Here is a 17668-nt window from a genome sequence, read left to right on the forward strand (position 1 = left end):
TTTATCCTTTTTTTATCTTTCTAAACCTGTAATTAAATGTAAAACAGAACCTTCTTTTCTGTTTTCTAAATCGGTATTTGCTTTGGGGTCTGTAAACGAGGTTCCATCGGCAGGTTCCCATCCGTGGTTTTGAGTTGTTACTAAAAATGACGACGTTCCATTGTTTACAATATCGGTAACATCAACCATTCCTGTAATTTCCCAATATTTAGAAGTTCTACCATATCCTAAGCTTGCCGCTCTTTCTTGATCACACTCTAAAACTGTTTTTACAACACCTGTGTTTAAGTTGTATTGATACAATTTAGAATAGCCAACAATAGCCGAATTTACAGCAGCATATCCGTTAGGATCTTCTTGAATATAGGCGTAGTTTTCAGTAACTACAATATTATCAGGAGAATGGAAACCATCGGCTTTTCCTCCTACAATATCAGCATCTAAAACACAGGTAATTTTAGCAGCTCCTGTTGGATCATTCTCATTTAAAACCACTTTATACACACGTCCTAAAATAGCACTTTTACCTACTAAACCTGGTTTGTTACGCCCTGTTACGGCAAAATAAATTTCTCGGTTATTTGCCGCTGAACCTCTTCGCCAATCAATATCTTCTAATCTAGAAAAACCCATGACACCTTTGGTTTTACACTCGGCATCTAAAGCAGCAATTTCTCTTTCTTCTAATTCCACAAATTTTGCATCGTACGAAGTTCCTTGTTTCATATCTACTTCATAAGAAACATTAGCTGAAGTTACTTTTAAGCCATATAATTTTCCACCTTCTAAATCACCTCTATTACCAACATACATTCCTAATTGCCCTGAAGGGATTTCGTTATTTGCATTATCATCTCCAATAAAAGCAACAGTTTTATCAGCATAGGCATCTTTACCAATAACCACCGCATTTTCAGTAGACCATTGCCCCATTGCCGTTAGCATTTTACCCGTACTTGCTTGGGATGCTGATTTATAAGGATCGGTAACAAAAACACCTTTTGATGCGCCACCCCATTCACCTCCTGATAAATATAAAGGACCAAAACCATGCTCTCCAGGTGTAATCATAGACCCTGAACATTGTGCTGTTTCGCCTGTTGCCGTTGCATTTAAAATATATTCAGCTGCAAATGGTCTTAAATTTTTGTTTAATTTAATTCTAGCAATCGCATAATCTGCTTCAATATTATTAATTAAAGTAAAAGTACCATCTACCTCAGGTAATAAACCAGAACCATCTGCCATAGAACCGTACACGAAGTTTGGCGAATTAGGAATTACATCTTCTGATGATAATATTGGCGTAATTTTTAAGCCAACAAAATCACTGGTTACTTTTAAAAAATTTGGCGTTTTAGATGCTGTTAAAGGCATTATAGCATCAGAACCATCTGTACCGTTGGTTCCGTTTGTTCCATCTGTACCGTTAGTTCCGTTTACTCCGTCAATACCGTTGGTTCCGTCAACAGGTGTTTCACACGAGGTGAACGTTGTAAAACCAATTGAAATTACTAACAAAGCAAATACGCTCAATTTTAAATTTTTCATTATTATACTTTTTTTTAAGTTTTTTTTGATGTTACAAATTAAAGGCGCATTTGTAAAAGTTATAGGCTTCCTGTTTTATTAGCACATCATTAAAAGGTGAATTTTATTAAGAGAACTTAAATAATTAGATTTGTTCTAAATAAATAACACAGCTGTTCAGTATTACATATCTTGTTTTAAAACACTTTTAGCTTCAATTGTTTATTGATATATTTGACACTATAAAATCAATTAATTTTAAACCATTATGCTAGGAATTCTTTTTACGTTATTAATGCTAATTTTATTACAAGCCGTTTTAGGGTTTGATAATTTATTATATATTTCTTTAGAATCTAAAAAAGCCCCGCAAGCGGATAGAAAAAGAGTTCGAAAAGTGGGTATTTTAATCGCCATTGTTTTAAGAATTGTATTGCTTTTTGTTTTAGTCTCTATTATTGATTTCTTTCAAGATCCTTTTTCATTTTTAACAGGAGGCGTTAAAGACATCATACATTTTGCATTTAACGGACACAGTATTATTGTGTTACTTGGTGGTGGATTTATTTTATATACCGCCATTAAAGAAATATGGCATATGATTGGAAGTAACGATTTAGCTCATGATATTGAAGGTGGAAAAAGCGCAAAATCATCCAATGCCGTTATTATAAGTATTGTTATTATGAATTTGGTCTTTTCTTTTGATTCTATTTTAGCTGCAATCGGGCTTACCAGCGAAATTAAAAACAGTACCACCGCCTTTATTGTTATGGCAATTGCCATTGTTATCAGCGGATTATTAATGCTTGTTATGGCTGATAAAATTTCTACATTTTTAGCTAAAAACCGTATGTACGAGGTTTTAGGCTTATTTATTCTTTTTATCGTAGGAATTATGCTAGTTACCGAAGGCGGACATTTAGCGCATTTAAAGTTGTTTGGAAACGAAATTGTACCGATGAGTAAAACAACCTTCTATTTTGTATTGGCAATTTTAATTATTGTAGATGTTGTACAAGGACGTTATCAGAAAAAAATATTAGCAGAAAATACCGTACATATTTCTGAAGATAAAAAATAATTTTAAAATTATATTCATAAAAAAAGGCAATCATTTACGATTGCCTTTTTTTATTTTCAAGATTTTTTTTACTGTGTTTTAATAAATTCTATCCTAACCAAGCGTTTAACATCCACATTGTTTTTTCTTGCTCTGCAATAAAATCACTCATCATTGAATTTGTTCCTTCATCATTTGCATCATCAGAAATGGCTAAAATAGCACGCTCTATTTTTAATAATTCCGCCAACGAATCAACCACTAAAGCCACTGCTTTTTCATCATTTGAAATATCTTTTCCTATTGATACTGTTGCTAATTTTATATAATCATCAAACGTATGTAAAGGTGTTCCTTGTAAGGTTAATATTCTTTCAGCAATTAAATCAACTTTTTCTTGTGCATCGGTATATAATTCTTCAAATTTAACATGTAACTCAAAAAAACTTTTTCCTTTAATATTCCAATGTAAACCTCTTACATTTTGATAATACACTTGAAAATTAGCCAATAATGTATTTAATTCTGTTACTAATTGTATTGATTTTTTACTGTCTAAACCTAAAACTGTTGTGCTCATCGTATTTTTTTTTAGTATTATTATTTATATCTTATTGTTAATCTGTTATTTTGATACTTCAAAAGTACAGGTAAATAATTGTCAAAAACTATAAAGGTTATTGATAGTTTTAATATCTTTATCAAAAAAACTGATACAATGACCATCACGCAATTAAAATACACCCTTGCTGTAGCTGAATATAAAAATTTTACCATCGCCGCTGAGCACTGTTTTGTTACCCAGCCTACTTTAAGCATGCAAATTCAAAAATTAGAAGACGAATTAGAGGCTAAAATATTTAATCGTTCAAAAAAACCCATTGAATTAACACAGGTTGGTTTAAAAATTATAGCACAGGCAAAAATTATTGTAGATGAAAGCAGTCGTATTAAAGACATCGTGCATCAGCAAAAAGGCTTTATAGGTGGCGAATTTAAACTTGGAATTATCCCAACGATTATGCCTACATTATTGCCGATGTTTTTAAAAACATTCAGTAAAAAGTACCCGAAAATTCAATTAATTATTGAAGAATTAACCACCGAAGAAATTATCAGAAAATTAAGCGACGGGCATATTGATGCTGCTTTAGCCGCTACACCGCTTGAAAACGAAGCCATAAAAGAACGTGTTTTATACTACGAGCCCTTTGTAGGATTGATTCCTGACGAACATCGTTTGTATAAAAAAAAGAAGATAAAAGTAGGTGATTTAGATGTTGATGATATTTTATTATTAGAAGACGGGCATTGTTTTAAAAACAGCATAATCAATTTATGTAGAACCCATAAAAAGAATTCAGCACAAGGTTTTCAATTACAAAGCGGTAGTTTCGATACGCTAATTAAATTATCAAAAGATGGCTTAGGGATGACTTTATTGCCTTATTTAAATACCCTTGATTTGAATGAAAAAGACAGCAAAAATTTAAGAGAATTTGAAACACCGCCACCCGCAAGAGAAGTAAGTTTAATTTATCATAAATCGCAGCTTAAAATACAATTAATTGAAGCCTTAAATAAAACAATCGATAGCGTGGTAAGAGGAGAAATTGCCTTTAACGATGTTCAGATAATTAGCCCAATTCAGAAGATGTAAAATTATAATCAAAAAAAATCCCGCAAACAATTGCGGGATTTTTATGTTTAAAATACTAGATTAAAATTTATATTCCGATAAAGGCTTCGGAAATGCTTCTGGATTTTCTGCTAAATGATAGCGAGGGTCATCAACATCTTCAATAATTACATTTTTAAAAGTATCACTAGCCTTATACATTAACACTTTACAATCTTCACTTAAGTGTTTTAATTTGATTGTTTTTCCTGCGGCTTGGTATTTTTCAACCAATAAAAACAAGGCTTCTAAAGCCGAATGGTCTGAAATTCGAGATTCTACAAAATCAATTTCTACATTTTCAGGATCATTTTTAATATCAAACTTATCGTTAAATTCGGTAATACTTCCGAAGAATAAAGGTCCCCAAATTTCGTACACTCTTGTTCCGTCGGCTTTTAAACGTTTTCTAGCTCTAATTTTCTTAGCGCTCGACCAAGCAAATGATAATGCCGAAATAATAACCCCTACAAATACCGCAATTGCCAAATCAAAAAATACCGTTACCGCCGATACAATAATTAAAACAAAAGCATCCGAAGCAGGAATTTTTTTCATAATTCGAAAACTAGACCACGCAAAAGTTTCAATAACCATCATAAACATTACTCCTACTAATGCCGCAATTGGCACTTGCTCAATGTATTTATCCGCAAATAAAATAAAGGTTAATAAGGTTAACGACATCATTACTCCCGATAAACGCCCACGTCCGCCTGCGTTAATATTTATTACCGTTTGCCCAATCATACCGCAACCTCCAGTACCACCAAATAAACCACTAACCATATTACCAGCTCCTTGAGCGATACATTCTTTATTTCCATTTCCTCTAGTTTCTGTTAATTCATCTACTAAATTCATGGTCATTAAGGTTTCAATTAAACCAACCGATGCTGCTAAAAATGCGTACGGTGCAATAAATTTTAAGGTTTCTAAATTGAAAGGTAAATTACTCCAAAGTTCTAAAACATTTAAGTTTTTTGATAACTCTGCTATTCCATTTAAACCTGCTCCGCCTCCATCTCTAATAAAATCACCTACGTTTATGGCATTTAATCCGCTAAAAATTGAAATTAAAGTAACTACTAAAATAGCAGTTAAAGCCGCAGGAATTTTTGTAGTAATTTTTGGCAATCCCCAAACAATAAACATGGTTAATAAAACCAAACCAATCATTATATAAAGCTTTTCGCCTTGCATTGCCGATTTTACAACTCCAGAATCTTTAACCGAATAAAAACCGTCTTCTTTTACATTAAAAATAACTTTTTTGGTTGTCGGATTAAAAACCTGCCCATCAGAAATAATAAAATCTGCTGATTTTGTTTGATTATTTATAACCGATGCATCTTTTATAGTATACAAAACAGTACCCGATAAAACATCTTTTACTTCATTATTGTTTACATTATAAACCAGTTCTTTAGATGTTGTTTTACGCTTGTTCTGCCCAAAAAAATCTTTGGTATTTTCGGTAAACATTCCTAATTGTGCCATAAAAATAACAATGGCAAGTCCGTTTACAAATCCCATCATTACTGGGTGTGGTATTAACCGGACAAACTTACCGAGCTTAAAGAGCCCCGCAAATATTTGTATGATTCCCATTAAAACCACGGCGGCGAGTAAATAAAAATACCCCATGTTTTCAACAGGGTTTTCAAATAATAAGCCTTTGGCATGTCCTTCTTGAATCATGTGCACAAAAATAACTGCTACTGCTCCTGCAGCTCCTGAAATTAACCCTGGGCGTCCACCAAAAACAGCGGAAATTATTCCTACTACAAAAGCCCCAAACAATGCCACAATTGGGCTAATTTGAGCAACAAAGGCAAAGGCAACCACTTCGGGAATCATTGCTAAAGAAACTGTAATACCCGCTAAAGCATCGTCTTTAATGTTAAGTTTCTTATTTTTAAGGTATTTCATCATAATTATATCCGTTTTGCTAAATTTTTTCTAAAAGATGGCAAATGTAAAGATAATTTTATTCATATAGTTTTATGTTTGTTTAAGTTTAATTTTGCTTAACTTTAATTTTGTTCACTTAATTTTTTACTTTATTTTTGACGCTCAACTATCAAGCCAATTTGGTAGCAAATCATGAGCAGGAAAACACTACTTACTTCAAAAGAAATTGAAATCATTCTGCATCGATTAGCCTGTGAGTTAATCGAAAATCACAACGATTTTTCTAATACCGTTTTAATAGGATTACAACCAAGAGGAAGTTATTTGGCAAAACGATTAGCACAATTGTTAACGGATGATTATCAAATTAAAAACTTACAATTAGGGCTTTTAGACATTACTTTTTATCGAGATGATTTTCGACGAAGAGATGCTCCTTTAGAAGCTACATCAACAGAAATTGACTTTTTAATCGAAAATAAAAAAGTGGTTATTATTGATGATGTGCTTTATTCAGGAAGAAGTGTACGAAGTGCTTTAACAGCAATTCAATCGTACGGGCGACCAGAAAATATTGAGTTATTGGTACTTATTGACCGCCGTTTTAGCCGTCATTTACCAATTCAACCTAATTATAGAGGACGACAAGTAGATGCCATTAATGAAGAAAAAGTGGTGGTTAACTGGCAAGAAACTCATGAAAAAGACACCATTTACTTAGAAACTAAGCCTACCAAGGTAGACTCGCAATTATAAAACAAAACGACGATGAAGCAGTTAAGTGTTGAAAATTTATTAGGTATCAAATACCTTAACAAAACTGATTTAGAGCTTATTTTTGAAACTGCTTCTCATTTTAAAGAAGTTATCAACAGACCCATTAAAAAAGTTCCTTCTTTACGAGATATTACCATTGCTAATCTGTTTTTTGAAAATAGTACTCGTACAAAATTATCATTCGAATTAGCTGAAAAACGTTTGTCGGCAGATGTTATTAATTTTTCGGCAGGGCAATCATCAGTAAAAAAAGGAGAAACTTTAATTGACACGGTGAACAATATTTTAGCCATGAAAGTTGATATTGTGGTGATGCGTCATGCAAGTGTTGGAGCTGGGATATTTTTATCAAGGCATGTCGATGCTAAAATTATTAATGCTGGTGATGGAACCCATGAACATCCTACACAGGCATTGTTAGATAGTTTTTCAATGCGAGAGGCTTTAAACAGTAATTTAAAAGGTAAAAAAATTGTAATTGTTGGTGATGTTTTACATTCTCGTGTAGCACTTTCCAATATTTTTGCTTTGCAATTACAAGGTGCAAAAGTGAAAGTTTGCGGACCAACGACATTAATTCCTCGCTATATTACAAGTTTAGGTGTTGAAGTTGAAACCGATTTAAAAAAGGCATTAGAATGGTGTGATGTAGCCAATGTTTTACGTGTACAACACGAACGAATGGATATTAAATATTTTCCTTCAACTAGAGAATATACACAGCTTTTTGGTATTAACAGAGAAATTTTAGATGACCTTAATAAAGACATCGTTATTATGCACCCAGGACCAATAAACCGTGGTGTTGAACTAACAAGTGATGTTGCCGACAGCAAGCAAGCAATTATTTTAAATCAGGTAGAAAATGGTGTTGCTGTACGTATGGCAGTTATTTATTTACTAGCTCAGCAAATAAAAAGATAATTATTACTATGAAAACTGAAGAAAAAAATAATTATATTTTAATTACTTCTGAAGAAAAAAGCTTTCAAGATTTCTTCTTAACTTTTGAAAAAGAACACGTTAACTACATTAATAATCATATTATTATTGAAGTTTTAGGTGATTTTACCTGTTCAAAAGAAAATATTTCACTATTTTTGGAATATGCTGATAAGCATCAAGAAAGTGGCACATCTTTTGTAATTATAGTTAAAGATGTAAATATTGATGATTTTCCAGAAACATTTAACATTGTTCCAACTTTAGAGGAGGCGCAAGATGTTTTAGATATGGAAAATATGCAACGTGAATTAGGCTTTTAAAATAGTTATGATCATTAATTCCTAAAATTTAGATATATGGTTAAAAAAATACTTTTTTTATTTTTATTATTGGTAACAGTCGCTGGTTTTTCGCAAGAAAAACAGTTAGATAAACTCGTTGCTTCTCCAAATCCTTTTAGGAATAACACCACTATTTTTATCGATTCAAAAAACAACCAAACCGTATTTTTATCTGTTAAAAATATCCTAGGGAAAACTGTTTTTTATAAAGAAATTAAAATAGAAAGTGGGCGTAATAAAATTCCTTTTGAACGCAACGATTTAAAATCAGGTATGTATATTTACGCTATTCAAAGTAATAAAGAAGTTATTTCTAAACGATTTGTAATTAAATAAATGAGTTTACAGTTAAGTATTTTAGGTTGTCATTCAGCAACTCCCAGAGTAAATTCTCACCCGACATCTCAATATTTAGAAATTAACAACAGTCATTTTTTAATTGATTGTGGCGAGGGTACCCAACGACAAATGCGCAAATATAAAATTGGTTTTTCTAAAATAAATCATATTTTTATTTCTCATTTACACGGCGATCATTTTTTTGGATTGATCGGACTTGTTTCTACTTTTGGTATTTTAAACAGAGAAAAAGACCTACATATTTACGGGCCTAAAGGAATTAAAGAAATTACTGTTCTTCAATTAAAATTAGCCAAATCGTGGACTAAATACAAGCTGTTTTTTCATGAATTAACATCCACAGAAAGTGAATTAATTTTTGAAGACGATAAAGTTACCGTACATACAATTCCTTTAGATCATCGTGTTTATACCAATGGTTTTTTATTCAAAGAGAAAGAAAAACCACGAAAATTACACATCGGAAATATTGAATTGTACGACGGCGAAATAAATAGAGCCGATTATCATAATATAAAAGCAGGAAAAGACATTACACTCGCTACAGGCGAAATTGTTCCTAATTCAGAATTAACCATTGCTCCAGCAGCAGCAAAAAGCTATGCTTTTTGTAGCGATACGGCTTATAAACCCGATATTGTTCCTATTATTAAAAATGTAGATTTGTTATATCATGAAGCTACTTTTTTAAAAGATAGGGAAGATTTGTGTGAAAAAACAAAACATTCTACTGCCGAACAAGCTGGAAATATTGCTAAGCGAGCAAGTGTAAAAAAATTAATTATCGGGCATTATTCTAGCAGGTATTCAAATATTGAGGCTTTTAAAAAAGAAGCACAAACTGTTTTTGAAAATGTTGAGCTAGCAGAAGCAGGAAAACAATATACCACAAGTAATAACCCAATCAATATTAATAATTAATATTGATTCGCCGATAATAATACCAAGGTGCAGGCTACTTCATATTCAATTTTATTTGCTAATAAAAGAGCGTAAAATTCCTTATTTTCTGTTCCTGGATTAAAAATTATACGCCTAGGCTTTAACGAAATTATATACTCATAATAGGCTTTTTGACGCTCAGGGTTTAAATATAATGTAACGGTATCAATAGTAGTAAACGCTGTTTTTTTTGTGGTTATAATTACACCTAATATACTACCACTTCTTAGACCGATAGCTATTACCTCAACCTGTTTTTCAACCAATCTTTTTATAGCAATATTTGAATATCTTGTAGGATTTAAAGAAGCTCCTATGACCAATGTTTTTTTCATTACAAATGTTAATAATTTGTTAAATATAGTTAATATTTGTAACAAAAACAACTAATAATAAGTCTTGTAAGTAGTATTACACCTAATTATATATATAATTATTAAAAATACAAAAGAAAATTAACCAACAAAAAACAAAATGAAGAATTTTTTTCTATTCCTTTTTATAGTATTTAGTGTTAGTTTATTTGCTCAAAATAAAAAACCTCTAAAAATTGGTATTATTTCGGGTAAAGTAATTGACGAAGTATCAAAAGAAGCATTGCCTTATGTAAATATCATAATCAAAAATACTTCTAATAAAATTTTAACGGGTGGTATAACAAATGATAATGGTACTTTTAGTATCAAAAATATATCTGAAGGAAAAAATACAATCGAAATTCAATTTATAGGATACAAAACAGTATCTAAATCAATTACGATTAGTAATAAAAACAAAAAAGTATCTTTAGGTACAATTTCTTTATCCGAAGATAGTACGGCTTTGGATGAAGTTATAGTACGTGCAGAGACATCTACTGTAACTCAAAAAATAGACCGAAAAGTAATTAACGTAGGGAAAGATTTAGCATCGGCAGGCGCAACAGCATCCGAATTATTAAACAACGTGCAATCGGTAAGTGTCGATAGCCAATCGGGCGCATTAAGCCTTCGTGGAAATTCAAATGTACGTGTTTTAGTTGACGGAAAACCAACCAACATGAGTACGGCTCAATTATTACAGCAAATACCCGCAACTTCTATTAAAAGTATTGAATTAATTACCAATCCATCAGCAAAATATAATCCTGAAGGAATGAGTGGAATTATCAATATTATTTTAAATAAAGGCGCTAATATTGGTTTTAACGGGGCAATTAATACCGGAATTACACAAGGAGAAAACACCCGATATAATGCTTCGTTAAATATGAATTATAAAACAGGGAAAGTTAATTTTTATACTAATTTAGGCTACAACGGCGGTAAACGTCATAATTATGGTAAAATTGTAAGAACAGGAGAAGAAGTATCAACTCAAAAATTTATTTCAGATAATGATAGAGAATCATATTTAGTAAAACTTGGCGCCGATATTTATATTAATGATAAAAATACGTTATCATTTTATACTACTCAAAACAGCACAAATGCTTTTAATAACGGGTCTGTAAAAGTGTATGATTTTGCAAATACACTTGGTAAAAATGCCCCTAATATTTCTGATAACAACAATAATTCGGCAAGTTATAACATGAATTATAAAATCGACTTTAACCAAGAAGGGCATAATTTAGAATTTGAAGCAACTTATTCTGATTCAGAAAATGATGAAGATGCTACAAATGATGAAACTATTATACGAGCAACTGACCCTGAATATAAATTTTTAAATTATTTTAACACCATTAAAAACAAGGCAAATAACACCTTAATTAATCTTGATTATACAAAGCCAATATCAAAAAATAGTAAATTAGAACTTGGTTTAGAATACAGAACAAACCAAACTAAGAATAACAACAATACAGATCAAGATGGTTATAAAATAGCTACTAATGGTACTTTAGTACTTGATGTTAATGATGCGCCTATTATAGAAGCTATCGGAAAATCGGCTTTTACTTATAATCGAGATATTTTTTCTGGTTATATTAACTACGGACACCAATTTAATAAATTAAGTATGCAATTAGGTGCGCGTATTGAACAATACGACGTAAAAGGAAGTTTTACCAATAAAAATGAAACCAAACCTTATACTGATGCTATTTTTAGTATTTATCCTTCTGCTTTTTTCACCTTTAATCCATCAGAAAAAAACCAGTATCAATTAAGTTATAGTCGTAGGGTTGACAGACCTTCTATTAGCCAAGTAAACCCGATTAGAGAATGGAGTACACCTTTAATTACCTCTGTTGGAAACCCTAGTTTGAAACCGCAGTTTACCAATTCATTTGAATTAAATTATACCCGTAAAATAAAAGGAGGTTCGCTTACCTTTGGTACATTTTACAGAAAAGTAACCGACGAAATTTCAACTATTTTATACAAAGACCCTTCGGATAATACCAATACAAAACAACTAAAATCAGATCAGAATTTTGATGGAAATAATCGATATGGTTTTGAAATGTCTAGCAATTACAGAATCACAAAATGGTGGAGTACCAATGCGAGTTTAGACCTTTATTCTCAAACCTTAAAAGGACTTGTTAGTAATGTTGAAAAACAAGTAGAAAACACTGCTTTTAATGCCCGATTAAGCAATAGTTTTTCGGCTTCTAAAAAATTAAAATTTCAGTTATTCGCCATGTATCGAGGTGCTAATAAAAATTTGCAGTTTAATATTGACCCGATGTGGATGATAAATACAGGCGCTCGTTACAGTATTTTAAAAGGAAAAGGAAGCCTTTCGTTTAAAGTAAATGATATTTTTAAAGGTATGAAATTTCGTTTTAATTCAACCGATCCATATACCCAAACGGGGCAGTTTAATTGGGAAAGCAGAACGGCTTATTTAGGTTTTAATTACCGATTTGGTGGCGGTAAAAACAAGGCTAAACGAAGAAGACGTAGAGATAATAATGAAAAACAAGGCGGTGGTTTTATGTAGCCTGTTTAATTTAAACATCAAAAAAAATCCGAAGATACGTTCTTCGGATTTTTTTAATATATTTTTTTTGGAGCTATTTCACGCTTTCCGCACTCGCTCTTTTTTTGAAGAAAAATCAAAAAAAGGAGCTCAAACAATCGCTTCAATCGGGGCTAAAAACTACCAACGAATTACAACAGAACCCCAAGTAAATCCACTACCAAAGGCAGCTAAAACTACTAAATCATTGTCTTTAATTTTCCCCTGTTCCCAAGCTTCGGTTAAAGCAATAATTACAGATGCCGCCGTCGTATTTCCGTATTTCATGATATTATTATACACTTTATCGTCAGACAATTTAAATTTCTTTTGAATAAACTGTGCGATACGTAAATTTGCTTGATGCGGAATTAACATATCAATATCCTCTTTCTGTAAATCATTTGCCTGTAAACCTTCTATAATCGCTTCCGAAAAACGTGTTACAGCGTGCTTAAATACAAACTGCCCATTCATATATGGATAATATGAAATATCATCTGGATCGTTATTTTTAATTAATTCAGGAACCCATCGACCTGTAGATGGTCCTTCTAACATTAATTCTTTAGCGTGTTTCCCTTCCGAATGTAAATGAGTAGATAAAATCCCTTTACCTTTCTCTTCACTTCTTGATAAAACAGCTGCTCCTGCCCCATCTCCAAAAATTACAGAAACATTTCTTCCTCTTGTTGATTTGTCTAAACCTCCTGAATGATTTTCGGCTCCAATAACCAAAATATTTTTATACATTCCTGTTTTAATAAACTGATCGGCAACCGACATGGCATAAATAAAACCAGAACACTGATTACGGATATCTAACGCTCCGATTGTTGGTAAATCTAGCATTTCTTGCACCTGCACGCCTCCTCCTGGAAAATACATATCAGGGCTTAAGGTTGCAAAAATAATAAAATCGATATCGTCTTTTTGTAACCCAGAACGCTCAATAGCTATTTTTGACGCTTTAAAACCCATAACAGCAGTTGTATCTCCTGTTTTAGGATCTATCCAACGGCGTTCTTCAATTCCTGTTCGCTCCTGAATCCACTCGTCCGACGTTTCCATGAATGCTGTTAAATCATTATTTGTTACCACATTTTCTGGCACATAATAACCCAATCCTGTAATTTTTGAACTATACATATATTTTGTTAATTTCTATTGTTAGCTTGTTTGTAGGCTACAAAAATAGTCATTTTGATTAGGATATGAAACTGACTGTAAAATGCCATTTTGTCAGAAACCATCTTTAAAACATCTTTTGGTATTTTTTTTGACTACCTAATGATCAGAAAGCAATCGCTATCAAAAAAATAATCAAAATATATAATTATGAGCAAAGGAAGTATTAATGTGTCGGTAGAAAATATATTTCCACTGATTAAAAAATTCTTATATTCTGACCACGAAATTTTTTTACGTGAGTTAATTTCGAACGGAACAGATGCAACTACAAAATTAAAACACTTAATTTCTATTGGTGAAGCTAAAACTGAATTAGGCGATGCTAAAATTGAAATCAGTATTGATAAAGATGCTAAAACCATCACTATTAAAGATCAAGGTTTAGGAATGACCGCTGATGAAGTTGAAAAATACATCAACCAAATTGCATTTTCTGGAGCTGAAGAATTTTTAGAAAAATATAAAGATGATAAAAACGAAACTGGTGTTATCGGACACTTTGGTTTAGGTTTTTATTCTGCTTTTATGGTGGCTCATAAAGTAGATTTAATTACAAAATCGTTTAAAGACGAACCTGCTGCACATTGGTCATGTGACGGTTCTCCTGAATATAGTTTAGTTGCACACGACAAAGCTGACAGAGGAACAGAAATTATTTTACATGTTGCCGAAGATTCTTTAGACTTTTTAGAAGAAGCTAAAATTGGTGGTTTATTAAACAAATACAATCGTTTTAACCAAGTGCCAATTAAATTTGGAACTAACAAAATAAACGATCCTGAATTTACGCCTGCAACTACTACGGATGCTGATGGTAAAGAAACTACTGAACCTCACAGACAAATTGAAGTTGATAATATCATCAACAATACAAACCCAGCTTGGACAAAAGCACCTGCTGATTTAAGTGATGAAGATTATACCAACTTTTACAGAGAGTTATATCCTACGCAATTTGAAGAATCGTTATTTCACATCCATTTAAATGTAGATTATCCGTTTAACTTAACAGGAATTTTATTCTTCCCTAAGTTAACGCAAAGTTTAGATATGCAAAAGGATAAAATCCAATTGTATCAAAACCAAGTGTATGTAACTGATAACGTTGAAGGAATTGTTCCTGACTTTTTACAGATGTTAAAAGGTGTTATTGATTCTCCTGATATTCCTTTAAATGTTTCTCGTTCTGGTTTACAAGCAGATGGAGCTGTAAAGAAAATTTCTGGTTATATTACTAAAAAAGTAGGTGATAAATTAAGTTCTTTATTCAAAAAAGATAGAGCTGATTTTGAGCAAAAATGGAATGACATCAAAGTAATTATCGAATACGGAATGTTATCGGAAGATAAATTTATGGATAAAGCTAAGAAATTTGCTTTATATCCAACTGTTGCAGATACATACTTTACTTTTGATGAATTAGTTGAAAAAACTAAAGATAATCAAACTGATAAAGACGGAAATCACATCGTTTTATATACTTCTAACAAAGAAGCGCAACACAGTTATATTCAAGAAGCTACGGCTAAAGGATATGAAGTTGTTGTTTTAGATTCGCCAATTATAGCGCATTTAATGCAAAAATTAGAAACTTCTGAAGATACTAAAGTACAGTTTGTACGTGTAGATTCTGATTTCATCGATAACTTAATTAAGAAAGACGATGCTGTTATTTCTAAATTAACTGATGAAGAAGTTGCTACTTTAAAACCTGTTATTGAAGGTGTAATTGCATCACAAACTTATACGGTTCAATTAGAAGCTATGGATTCTTCTTCGTCTCCATTTATAATTACCGTACCTGAGTTTATGCGTAGAATGAAAGAAATGCAAGCTTCTGGTGGTGGCGGTGGAATGATGGGAATGGGTAATTTACCTGAAATGTATAACTTAGTTGTGAATACAAATTCTCCTTTAGTTTCTGAAATTTTAAATGCTGATGAAACCAAAAAAGCTGGATTAATTACACAAGCTTTCGATTTAGCAAAATTATCTCAAAACTTATTACATGGTGAAGCTTTAACGAACTTTATCAAACGTTCTTACGAACTTATTAAATAAGCAACACCGTTGCTTTTAATACTAAAAAACCTCTTTGTGTATGCAAAGAGGTTTTTACATCCTTAATCAATAAAAATATCCCCCGAATTATGAAAAAATTACTGTTACTTTTAACAATCAGTTTAGTTAGTTTTTCATGTAGTAAAGACGATGATACTGTTGCAGAACTTAACGAAACTGAAACGCAAACACAGACTCAAACACAGACACAGACACAGACACAAACCCCTAGCAAAAATCTTAGCGCAGAACAGCAAGATTTCTTATTAGAATATGAAGCTATTGTTGATGATTTAAAATGGACAAAAGAAATTTCAATTTTTTTAGATGGAAACATTACATCCGAATATAAAAAGATCGTAAAAGAAGTTTTAGACACTTATAATCCATTATTTTCTGATGGAACAAAAATTAGCTTGGTAAAAAGTGCCAAAGAATCGAATGTACATTTATATAATTCTACTAAAGATGAATTAGCTTCTTTTTGGTCAGATATTTATAGTTATACAGGCGGTGCTATTGGTTACGGAACTACCTCATGGTCATCGAGTTCTTATGCTGGTGAAAGAATTATTAATGAAGGTAGAATTTGGGTAGAAACAGGTAGTAATACCTCGCTATTATTTCACGAATTAGGACACGTTTTAGGTTTAGGACATAGTAGCCAAAAATATTGTTCTTCTTCTGTTATGTGCGGCGTACCAACGGCTAAAACATTATCTTCTTTTGATAAAGCAATGATAAAAATACGTTATCATTCTGATGTAAAATCGGATACTAGTTTTGAAGAAATGAAACCTGTTATTGAAAAATTATTACTAAACAAAGAAGTTGTAATAGAGTAAATTTTCAATTAAATAACCCTATTTTTTTTCTAAACCTCTTTGCATACACAAAGAGGTTTTTTATTGTTTTATAAAAATTTTATTTTGAAACACTTCTTTTATCAAAAAGAAATTTTAAAACTAATAAATAAAAAGTAAAAATTGAAGTTGTTAAAGCTCCTATAATAAATAAAAATGCTGTTTCTGAAAGTTTAAATCCCCAAAAACCAAAACCTTTTAAAAGAATTACAATTCCTATAAATACTGCCCAAACTGAAGAAAATATAAAAGCTAATTTTGCGTTTTTTTCTCTTAAAATTCTCTCTGATTGTTTATCAAGTTTCTTTACAACAAATTCTTCATGTTGAATATATTCTTGAAAACTTTCAAACTTTCCCGTAAATTCAAACAAAAAAACATCTTCCTTGCTTGATTTTGAATCTGCATTTGCGTCAATATTTTCAATAGGCTTTTTACCAAAAAATTTAGTTGCTTTTTCTCCTATATTATCCATTGATTTTCTTTTGATAATATTCCTTTATCAATCCATCATTTATTTTAGTAAATGCCTGACCATTATATGTTTTATCCCAAGGTGTTCCGTCTTGGTGTGTTTTTGATGATAATTGACCTCCATCAAATTTTTTATATGCATTCCAAACCGCTTCAATAAATTTATCATCATCTTTTGATAAATTATTTTGAGAATACATTTCTATATAATTAAAATCATTACTAGAAAAATCAACTCTTTTAATTATATGATATAAATCGGGAATAACAGGCCCGTACTTCCAAGCCTCAATACTATTACTAAAAAGAGGCTTTTCAGAAAAAGCTAAGTAATAACCATGAGCTATATATGTAAGTTTCAATAATTTCATTGCAGACATCGATACTCCTTCTTTCTGAGAAAGATATACGAATTTTTTAGCTATATCAAAACAGTTATACATTTTAATTAAATTTATTAACAAATTTATATAGAATTATTGAATAAGAGCCTGTTTAAATTTGTAAAATAAAAAGAAAAAGGTTTCTGAAATTCTATTAAAATGTTTCTTTTGTGGTTCTCAAAACAAAAAAGATG

General features: G+C 31.4%; 17 protein-coding genes. 10 read left to right on the forward strand and 7 right to left on the reverse strand.

All coding sequences use genetic code 11. From position 1 onward, the window contains the following. Window positions 1-12 precede the first annotated feature (12 nt). Window positions 13-1551: a PhoX family protein gene (locus tag AQ1689_RS03555; RefSeq protein ID WP_101955216.1), complete on the reverse strand. Its 1539-nt coding sequence runs from the start codon at window positions 1549-1551 to the stop codon at window positions 13-15. A gap of 247 nt (window positions 1552-1798) precedes the next feature. Here AQ1689_RS03555 and AQ1689_RS03560 point away from each other — a divergent pair, with 247 nt between their 5' ends. Continuing rightward, the gene (locus AQ1689_RS03560) at window positions 1799-2614 is read left to right on the forward strand and encodes a TerC family protein (RefSeq protein ID WP_101915130.1); all 816 of its coding nucleotides are present in this window, start codon (window positions 1799-1801) and stop codon (window positions 2612-2614) included. Window positions 2615-2702: 88 nt separating this feature from the next. Here AQ1689_RS03560 and AQ1689_RS03565 read toward each other — a convergent pair whose 3' ends face one another. Continuing rightward, the gene (locus AQ1689_RS03565) at window positions 2703-3173 is read right to left on the reverse strand and encodes a Dps family protein (RefSeq protein WP_101915131.1); all 471 of its coding nucleotides are present in this window, start codon (window positions 3171-3173) and stop codon (window positions 2703-2705) included. A gap of 138 nt (window positions 3174-3311) precedes the next feature. On the opposite strand from AQ1689_RS03565, the gene AQ1689_RS03570 reads away from it, so the two are divergent. After that, window positions 3312-4253, forward strand: coding sequence for a LysR family transcriptional regulator (locus AQ1689_RS03570; RefSeq protein WP_101915136.1), 942 nt, complete (start codon window positions 3312-3314; stop codon window positions 4251-4253). Between the two features lie 60 nt (window positions 4254-4313). Here AQ1689_RS03570 and AQ1689_RS03575 read toward each other — a convergent pair whose 3' ends face one another. Next, entirely contained in the window at window positions 4314-6206 is a 1893-nt protein-coding gene (locus AQ1689_RS03575) for a SulP family inorganic anion transporter (RefSeq protein WP_101955217.1), read from the reverse strand. A gap of 171 nt (window positions 6207-6377) precedes the next feature. On the opposite strand from AQ1689_RS03575, the gene pyrR reads away from it, so the two are divergent. From pyrR to AQ1689_RS03600, 5 genes are read left to right on the forward strand one after another with little or no spacing between them, the layout of a single operon-like run. Continuing rightward, the gene (pyrR, locus tag AQ1689_RS03580) at window positions 6378-6941 is read left to right on the forward strand and encodes a bifunctional pyr operon transcriptional regulator/uracil phosphoribosyltransferase PyrR (protein WP_101902824.1); all 564 of its coding nucleotides are present in this window, start codon (window positions 6378-6380) and stop codon (window positions 6939-6941) included. A 12-nt stretch (window positions 6942-6953) separates the two neighbouring features. After that, a complete protein-coding gene (locus tag AQ1689_RS03585; RefSeq protein ID WP_101915133.1) occupies window positions 6954-7886 on the forward strand; it encodes an aspartate carbamoyltransferase catalytic subunit in 933 nt (310 codons plus the stop codon). An 8-nt stretch (window positions 7887-7894) separates the two neighbouring features. Then, the gene (locus AQ1689_RS03590) at window positions 7895-8227 is read left to right on the forward strand and encodes a hypothetical protein (protein WP_101955218.1); all 333 of its coding nucleotides are present in this window, start codon (window positions 7895-7897) and stop codon (window positions 8225-8227) included. Between the two features lie 36 nt (window positions 8228-8263). Beyond that, entirely contained in the window at window positions 8264-8584 is a 321-nt protein-coding gene (locus tag AQ1689_RS03595) for a T9SS type A sorting domain-containing protein (protein WP_101955219.1), read from the forward strand. Continuing rightward, window positions 8585-9529, forward strand: a complete 945-nt coding sequence (locus AQ1689_RS03600) for a ribonuclease Z (RefSeq protein WP_101955220.1) — start codon at window positions 8585-8587, stop codon at window positions 9527-9529. On the opposite strand, the gene AQ1689_RS03605 is transcribed toward AQ1689_RS03600, so the two are convergent. Next, on the reverse strand, window positions 9526-9885 hold the full coding sequence (locus AQ1689_RS03605) for a CoA-binding protein (RefSeq protein WP_101931163.1): 360 nt from the start codon (window positions 9883-9885) through the stop codon (window positions 9526-9528). The two genes, AQ1689_RS03600 and AQ1689_RS03605, sit on opposite strands and share 4 nt — an antisense overlap. A 139-nt stretch (window positions 9886-10024) precedes the next feature. Here AQ1689_RS03605 and AQ1689_RS03610 point away from each other — a divergent pair, with 139 nt between their 5' ends. Then, window positions 10025-12484 carry a TonB-dependent receptor domain-containing protein gene (locus tag AQ1689_RS03610; RefSeq protein ID WP_101955221.1) on the forward strand — a complete coding sequence of 820 codons (2460 nt, stop codon included), beginning with the start codon at window positions 10025-10027 and terminating at the stop codon, window positions 12482-12484. 159 nt (window positions 12485-12643) lie between these two features. On the opposite strand, the gene AQ1689_RS03615 is transcribed toward AQ1689_RS03610, so the two are convergent. After that, window positions 12644-13651, reverse strand: a complete 1008-nt coding sequence (locus AQ1689_RS03615; RefSeq protein ID WP_101955222.1) for a 3-oxoacyl-ACP synthase III family protein — start codon at window positions 13649-13651, stop codon at window positions 12644-12646. A 189-nt stretch (window positions 13652-13840) separates the two neighbouring features. Here AQ1689_RS03615 and htpG point away from each other — a divergent pair, with 189 nt between their 5' ends. Together htpG and AQ1689_RS03625 are read left to right on the forward strand one after the other, a co-directional pair. Next, complete coding sequence (gene htpG, locus AQ1689_RS03620; protein WP_101955223.1) at window positions 13841-15754, forward strand: molecular chaperone HtpG; 1914 nt, start codon at window positions 13841-13843, stop codon at window positions 15752-15754. A gap of 89 nt (window positions 15755-15843) precedes the next feature. After that, the gene (locus AQ1689_RS03625; RefSeq protein WP_101955224.1) at window positions 15844-16599 is read left to right on the forward strand and encodes a DUF2927 domain-containing protein; all 756 of its coding nucleotides are present in this window, start codon (window positions 15844-15846) and stop codon (window positions 16597-16599) included. 79 nt (window positions 16600-16678) lie between these two features. Here the strand turns inward: AQ1689_RS03625 and AQ1689_RS03630 are convergent, their stop codons facing one another. Both AQ1689_RS03630 and AQ1689_RS03635 read right to left on the reverse strand, forming a co-directional pair. Then, the gene (locus tag AQ1689_RS03630; protein WP_101915094.1) at window positions 16679-17092 is read right to left on the reverse strand and encodes a hypothetical protein; all 414 of its coding nucleotides are present in this window, start codon (window positions 17090-17092) and stop codon (window positions 16679-16681) included. Next, entirely contained in the window at window positions 17085-17534 is a 450-nt protein-coding gene (locus AQ1689_RS03635) for a Panacea domain-containing protein (protein ID WP_101915095.1), read from the reverse strand. The genes AQ1689_RS03630 and AQ1689_RS03635 overlap by 8 nt, the downstream gene beginning before the upstream one ends. Between the last annotated feature and the right edge of the window lie 134 nt (window positions 17535-17668).

The sequence above is a fragment of the Tenacibaculum finnmarkense genome (genome assembly GCF_900239185.1).
In the GTDB taxonomy this organism is placed as follows: Bacteria; Bacteroidota; Bacteroidia; order Flavobacteriales; family Flavobacteriaceae; genus Polaribacter; species Polaribacter finnmarkensis.